We start from the raw sequence: 7,378 nt of genomic DNA, 5'->3' as shown, positions 1-7,378 counted from the left end.
TAAAGACCGATAAACAGGAGTTTTTAAAAATGAAACAGGACGTAAGACCCATAAAAAATTTAAGTGAAATTAAGCGAGTTTTAAAATATTTAAAAAATTATAATGAGTTCGGTATCCGTAATTTTATGATGTTTAGTATTGGGATGAATTGTGTTTTAAGAATTTCCGATATTGTTAACTTAAAATATAGCGATGTTTATACAAATAAAGGCAAAGTTAAAAAGTATTTAAGAATTAGAGAGATTAAAACTGGCAAAATCAAAGAATTGTTATTGATCCATGCTAAAAATGATTTAGTTGAATATAAACGTTGGTTAGATAACTTTATAAATAGCCAGCCAGATAAATATATGGCACCACTTAAAAACAATGAAAAGATGATTGTTGGTACTGGTAAGAATGCAAAGGAAGTTAATAAAAATGACTATTGGTTATTTCCAAGTTCCCAGCATCCCACTCAACACGTTTCAGAAAAGACTTTTTATAAAGCAATGAAACAAGTGTCAAAAGCTACGGGAGTTGAACATTTAGGCACTCATACTCCTAGAAAAACGGGAGCATATTTATTTTATCGTGGTGGCTTTGATGATGTTCTAAGGGATAAGGATATACATCCAAGTAATGACATTGCTTTAGCCATGAAAACTTTAAATCATTCAAGCGAAGGCATTACACTTAACTATCTAGGACTAGAACAAGAGAGCATAAACCAACGAGTTGCCGAAAATAGTGCTTTTAATATTAATATATAATTTAAAAATATTTTGTATAAAATGTTTCATGAAACATTTTAATATAAATCTTGTTACAATCTAAAAACGTGATTGCTAAGCTATTCTGGGCTTATAGTGTCACGCTTTTTATTTTGCTCTATGAAGAAAATGAAAAAACATTTTTTTGATTTAAATATCAACATGCTATAATAACAACAGTAAAAATAATAGTTACTTGAAGTGATTAATTTTTTATAGTTCTTTGAAAACAAAAAAGACTTAACAAATTGGTAGTTTGCTAAGTCTCAAATGAGTTGTCTTTAGAACTCTTATGCTTTGGTCGGTATACAGTTCTAAAAGTATTGTTAAATTCGAACATATTAGTTAAATTGGTAGTTTAATTAATATGATTTTTTCATAAATACATCAGTCAAAAAGTATGACATAATGCGATGTTTTTTTACATCGTTTCGTTTAGTATTGTATTATATCTGTTCCATAAATACAACAAATTGTGCAATTTTTGGATATTGGAAAAATTAAAAAATGCCTCAATAACAACGGTTATAAAAGGTTTTTATGATTATCGTAAAGATAATTTTGTTGTATATAGTGCAATTTTAATAATCATTATAAAAAATATATATTACAAAAAGGCAACTTCAGTAAAATTCTGATGTTGCCTTTTTTATTTTTAGAAGGGGATGTTCATATTGAATAATATAAAAGATAAGGTTAAGAGCTATGCTAAAGATAATGGTTTGAAAATTCATGATCTAACTATTCTTTTAAATATCAGCCAGTCAACTCTTTATAGCACCTATCTATATTCAAACAGTGACGAAAAGTACCAAAAAATTACTAATGCTATTGATGATTATGTAACTAGCAAATAGTTATTTTATTATCATTTATTAAGCTATATATTAATTAGTCTTGCTTATTATGTTACTATATCTTCATGGGGTTCTATATTAAACCCCCAACGAGCGTTTATACTAAGGGGCTCTAATAATAAGGGGTGCAAAAACCATACCCAATATAAAATTATATTAGTAAAGGGATGTCAATTAATGGAAAAGGACTTTATGGATATAGAGAATAATATAACTAAGCTTAATGAAGTTTATACAGTTTTTAATATTGTTGCTGAAGATAAGGACGATATCGACTGTTTTTTAAGTGGCGTTCATAGTGGCAAATATACTCCAGAACTTGCTGTTGAATATTTTGAGCAAAAGCTTAAAAGGATGGATAAACTTCTTGATTTGTCTATCGGAGTTATGTTTGACCAAATAAAAGATATCGAAAATATATTTGCATCAGAAGTTAAAAAACGTAGAGAAATATCTAAGTAAATTAGACAAAATAAAAAGGACATGCCCCAACAGCAAGCCCTTGAACCCTTACCAATCTAACCAAAAATCAGAAAGGACTGTTTAGATGAACACCAAACAGAAATATTTATCTATAAACACTATTATACCAGAAAAATGGCATTCTCAAAAGGGCATGAATAACCTTGTGGGCTTTAATCATAAGGGCAAACCAGTATTTAATAGATTCACTAATGACTTGAGCGATATACATAATTATACAGATGATAGACATGACTATTATTGTACTTTGAACACCTTTAATACTCGTAAACGTAGTAATAATAATATAGCTGGTCTGAATGCCCTTTATTTTGACATTGATTGTATGCAAAATGGAATTTCTAAGGATGAATTTATAAATTGCATGTATGAAATATTTATTGAGGCAGACTTGTTTTATAAAGATGAGTTAATGGACCCCAGCTATGTAGTTGATAGTGGGCATGGATATTATTTAGTTTTTACATTTAAACATCAAATAATTGTTAATCATCCCGCTATGGTTAAATTATGGAGTAAATTAGAGCGAACTATTGCTGATAGATTGAATAAAGCTATTATTTCAGTTTTTAATACAGAACTATGTGATAAAAAAGCAACTGATCCAGCTAGGTTATTAAGAGTTCCTAATACTTATAATTTAAAGAACCAAGATAACCCACAATTATGCCATATTGTAAGGGATGAAAATTGCAGTTATGATATGTTCCAATTAGTTAATGACTTGTTACCAATTTATAAGCCTAAAAAGCGTAAAAATAAAGCTATTAATTTCCGAATGACTAAAAATATATATATGCTACATATTGCCAGATGTAGAGATATTGAATGGCTAATATCAAGTCGTGATTATGATATTAAGGGATGTAGGGAAACTATGTTGTTCATTTATGCAACTGCAGCATCCCAAGCAATGGACGATAAAGACAAGGTAATAGACAAAATTAATGAGCTTAATAATACCCTTAGAGAGCCTTTAGGTAATAGAGAAATGAATAACTTAGCCTATGAAATCAATTATTTAGATGTTTCAAAGTATAGATATTCAAATAAAAGAATTATAGAAGTTCTTAATATAACTGACTATGAGCAACTATATTTAAAATCAATAATTAGCAAAGATGAGAAGTACCGCAGGAAGAACTTAAAACGTAACAAGATACGTAAAGATAAGAGCCTAGTTACAGGAGCTAAGGCGAAAAGGGAAAACCGTAATAATCAAATTATGGAGTTACATGAACAAGGGATGAATAATACTCAAATAGCTAAGCAATTGAAAATAAGTAGAAGTACAGTTAAGAGATTTTTCAATAAATAAAGTGGTGGGTCAAAAAAAGGGTCTTTATATAGATAATATTATTTAGTGGTCCTTTTGTATTTGTTTCTTATGTGTTTTATTATTCTCTTATGCTGTATCTATCTTTGTTTATTGTTACTTTAACTAACTCTATAAAGATAATTTAAAATTATAGCAAGGGGTTTGTATATGCGTATACGTGTTAAAGGTTCTATTAGTGATGATTATGCTGCTGATATTTCTTTAAGCTTACGAGCTAAGGGAGTTCTTAGCGTTCTTATTAAGTGTAGTAATTTAGATAGTGTAACTTTAAAAGATTTATCATCTTTTAGTAATGATTCTACATATAGCTTTGAAATGGGTATTAATGAGCTTATTGAATGTCATTATTTAGTTAAGCATAATTATTATAGTAATCGTTGGGAGTATATTCTTAGATGTTCTAAGTAATATGCTTACTATTTTTATATTATGCAATTTAATTTGTGTGAAGAATTATTGTGATTTCTGTCGTACCGTCTATTATTTATAGGCGGTATTTTTGTCTATCAAGGTTTACAAAAGTTTACATTTTTATACATATACTTTTTATTTTGCGTTTATGCCTTATTTTGTAGGTGTTTAGGGATGATTATAAGAACGTTTTTTAATGTAAAATGCATACTTTTTATTACTTTTTTAAAGGGGTTATATTCATTTAGATCCTTTTCATTGTTTTAATATTAAAATCATCATTTTAAGAGCTTTTATTCTATCTGCTTACAAATTTATTGTTTTGTATCCTATTAGCTCTTAAATGTAATTTTTGGGCTTAATAATAGCATCCCTTTATTATTTTGATTGCTTAAAACCATAACTGATAATAAACATAAGACAAAAAATGAGCTTTTTATAACTTTAGGTTTATTATTAATATTATTTTATTAAGTGATAGATAAGTTCCCTTTTTATTTGTAAATGTTATAATATAGCTCTGTTAATAATTAAAAAGGTTAACAATCAATGTTTATATATCGACATGTATAACGCCACTTTTTGAGTGGTGTTTTTTTAGTTATTTTTTTCTAGTGCAGGCAAGATTAAAAAATCTTTTTTATTATTTTTTAATCTAAAAGTTTTTTTCTTTTGTAGCTTTTTTTCTTATTGTAATTTCAATTTATTAATTCAAAAAACAGTTTTTTCTTAGTGAATTTTATTTAATATTTTTGCTCAAAAATGGCTTATTATTCAATATAGTGCAGGCGAGAGCATATCATATTTTAAAGGTGTTTTTTTGTAATATTTCTAGTTATTTTATTTCTTTATTTTAAACAAAAAAAGCTATACAAATTTTTAAATTCATGTAGCTTTTTTTAGAAATGTTGTCTTTACTCTTTTACAAAAAAGACGTAAACCAGTGATTAAGTGATTTACGCCCTTATAACTACTTATTATTATTTTTCGTTATTTTAACGTAAGTTAATACAGCTACAATAGCTTGGATCATACTTGCGATATCATTTAAAGAAAAATTAATACTAAGTGAGAAGTATATTTTTACTACAAACATGATAATATAACACCTCCTTTGTAGAGGTTTAAGTACAAAATGATTAGTAATGTACGAATGCTATATTATCATTAATTTTATTGTTTTAGATAGTTTATATATAATTTGATTATGTATGATATTTAGTTTAATATACTGTTTGAGAAGTATATTAATATTAATATAAACATGATAATATAATTTTCAAGCTGATTACTTGGAATTATTGTGGGTAAACTGATTATTTACCGTAAAAAGTGCTTGCTGTGGTGGCTAGGCACTTTTTTTGTTTTCATTAATCTATTAAATAAAGTTTGCAGCTAAATTATTTTTCTTATGAACAGGCTAGAGTAAAATCAAATTTTTAATATATCGTTTATGATATTTATTTTGTGATTACGTCTAATTTTTTTAGTACATGTTATTTTGTGATATTTATATATTTTCTATCCAGTACTCTGTATTAGCACATGTTATTTGTTTTTTATGATATGTGTATGTAAAAGATAAAGTCTATTTATTTAACTTTTTAACTTTTTTTAGTTAAGAATTGTTAAGTTTTATGAAAATTATTTAAAGCACATTTATAATGTTAAAAGTTAAATATATCAATAGTTTATCCCTACATATCACCTTTTTTAATTTAACTTTTTAATCAAAAAACTTAACAAAACTTAACATTATGCGGCAATATTATTTCTTAAATCTCTCATATTGCTTATTAAGCGGTATTTATAAGCCTTTTTATGGAATAATACATAGCATTTTTTATTAATCTTATATATAAAAAGTTAATAAAAGTTAACATTTACAGCCTTATAACTATACATAAGCTTTATAAATGCATTTATATACTATTGCTGCAATGTTTGAAGGCTGTATGTTACTCAAAGCATTACTTTTTTAAGTTAACTATTGTTAATAATTTTCAATGATTTTGTTATAGATTATAAATGTTCTTTTATCATAACAATACATAACGCTTCACTTTATATCCTTTTTATTTATACAAGCTATTTTTTTGTGGAAGGTAAAATCTGAATGCTGTAAATAAATGAAAATAGTCTAAACTCATATAATTATATTTTATTAGATTACCTCGAAAGTCCCTAAACCACTCTATATTATTTGAATCTGTAAACAATACTTCTGGCACAAATAAAGTATCTTTTTTAAGCTCTATTCTTATTGTTTTATGTGGTGGCAGATATCTTATCTTTGTTGGTTCACCAATTATCCCCTTAAATACTTTGTTAAATTCTTTACATTTTTGTTTTTTAATTGGTTTAACAACTTCATCTCTGTTTCTAAGCATGAAACAGACGTTATATGCACATTGATTACTATTATTTTGCAATACTGCGAATACTTTTAATTCTTTGCTATCTGAGCTTTGATCAGATTCTTCTATCCATGAATTTATGTTTATTGCTTGTTTCTTTTCTTCATAGTCGTTTCGTCTTTTTTCTTCTTCATAATCTTTTGACTTTTGCCTTTTTATTGTTTCTTGTCCATTATTCAAAGTTTTAAAAGCAAAAAATGCTACGAATAAACTTATTATTAACTGTACTAGACTAATAACCATATTTAACAAAGCAACTATTTGTTCAATTTTAATGTTTTCCATGCTTAAAACTCCTTTATATATGCGTTCGTGTGGCTTTAGTTCGTTGCTGCATCCCTATAATAACTGGTCATCACCCAATTAATGACCCCTTGCACTTATAATCATTAAGATTGAACTAACCAAACCATTTATAAACGACTGAATAATATTTATCTATTAATTGGCTATACTTTAAAGACAAAAAATGAGCTTTTAAGAACTTCTATATTTTTGTATGTAATTCATTAAGTTAAAAATTGCTTTTTGATTTACATACTATTTTTTTAATTTAAGAGATGCTTTTTAGATAAAAAACAGGCTATTTTTATTAAACAAATGGATACCCAAAAATACAGCCCTTTTTTATTTTTTTATTTTGGCTATTTTTACCCTTATTTTGTGCCTTTCATATCAGTATATTATCCCTTGTCGATATCTATTATAACATAATGGATACCGAGTGTTGAAAAACGTTGACTTTTTAGAAAATCTAAAATATAATTGATTTTGTTGGGTATCCATTACTTCAATATATCAAACAAATGGATACCGCCGATAAAGACCGATAAACAGGAGTTTTTAAAAATGAAACAGGACGTAAGACCCATAAAAAATTTAAGTGAAATTAAGCGAGTTTTAAAATATTTAAAAAATTATAATGAGTTCGGTATCCGTAATTTTATGATGTTTAGTATTGGGATGAATTGTGTTTTAAGAATTTCCGATATTGTTAACTTAAAATATAGCGATGTTTATACAAATAAAGGCAAAGTTAAAAAGTATTTAAGAATTAGAGAGATTAAAACTGGCAAAATCAAAGAATTGTTATTGATCCATGCTAAAAATGATTTAGTT

7 protein-coding genes are annotated in these 7,378 nt (G+C 26.4%); 6 read left to right on the top strand and 1 reads right to left on the bottom strand.

What is annotated here, in order from left to right:
* Nucleotides 1-29 precede the first annotated feature (29 nt).
* From DY123_RS07465 to DY123_RS07445, 5 genes are all read left to right on the top strand, one after another.
* Nucleotides 30-752, top strand: a complete 723-nt coding sequence (locus tag DY123_RS07465; protein WP_140936544.1) for a tyrosine-type recombinase/integrase — start codon at nucleotides 30-32, stop codon at nucleotides 750-752.
* 674 nt (nucleotides 753-1,426) lie between these two features.
* A complete protein-coding gene (locus DY123_RS07460; RefSeq protein WP_140936543.1) occupies nucleotides 1,427-1,609 on the top strand; it encodes a hypothetical protein in 183 nt (60 codons plus the stop codon).
* 177 nt (nucleotides 1,610-1,786) lie between these two features.
* Nucleotides 1,787-2,071, top strand: a complete 285-nt coding sequence (locus tag DY123_RS07455; RefSeq protein WP_140936542.1) for a hypothetical protein — start codon at nucleotides 1,787-1,789, stop codon at nucleotides 2,069-2,071.
* Between the two features lie 85 nt (nucleotides 2,072-2,156).
* Nucleotides 2,157-3,410: a helix-turn-helix domain-containing protein gene (locus DY123_RS07450; RefSeq protein ID WP_140936541.1), complete on the top strand. Its 1,254-nt coding sequence runs from the start codon at nucleotides 2,157-2,159 to the stop codon at nucleotides 3,408-3,410.
* Nucleotides 3,411-3,578: 168 nt separating this feature from the next.
* Nucleotides 3,579-3,839 (top strand): hypothetical protein, encoded by a 261-nt coding sequence (locus tag DY123_RS07445; RefSeq protein ID WP_140936540.1) that lies wholly within the window; start codon nucleotides 3,579-3,581, stop codon nucleotides 3,837-3,839.
* 2,078 nt (nucleotides 3,840-5,917) lie between these two features.
* Here the strand turns inward: DY123_RS07445 and DY123_RS07440 are convergent.
* Entirely contained in the window at nucleotides 5,918-6,544 is a 627-nt protein-coding gene (locus DY123_RS07440) for a hypothetical protein (RefSeq protein ID WP_140936539.1), read from the bottom strand.
* Nucleotides 6,545-7,108: 564 nt separating this feature from the next.
* Here DY123_RS07440 and DY123_RS07435 point away from each other — a divergent pair.
* A partial coding sequence (locus tag DY123_RS07435) for a tyrosine-type recombinase/integrase (protein WP_140936538.1) occupies nucleotides 7,109-7,378 on the top strand: 270 nt, incomplete at its 3' end.

This window comes from Apilactobacillus micheneri, from assembly GCF_006493595.1.
Taxonomy (GTDB): Bacteria; Bacillota; Bacilli; order Lactobacillales; family Lactobacillaceae; genus Apilactobacillus; species Apilactobacillus micheneri.
Note: the sequence above shows the minus strand (reverse complement) of the source record. Positions and strands in the feature narration are given on the sequence as shown.

Bases quoted from the DNA above. Each gene is read 5' to 3' on its own strand.
- DY123_RS07445 (WP_140936540.1), top strand. From the start codon at position 3,579: ATGCGTATACGTGTTAAAGGTTCTATTAGTGATGATTATGCTGCTGAT.
- DY123_RS07450 (WP_140936541.1), top strand. From the start codon at position 2,157: ATGAACACCAAACAGAAATATTTATCTATAAACACTATTATACCAGAA.
- DY123_RS07440 (WP_140936539.1), bottom strand. From the start codon at position 6,544: ATGGAAAACATTAAAATTGAACAAATAGTTGCTTTGTTAAATATGGTT.
- DY123_RS07455 (WP_140936542.1), top strand. From the start codon at position 1,787: ATGGAAAAGGACTTTATGGATATAGAGAATAATATAACTAAGCTTAAT.
- DY123_RS07465 (WP_140936544.1), top strand. From the start codon at position 30: ATGAAACAGGACGTAAGACCCATAAAAAATTTAAGTGAAATTAAGCGA.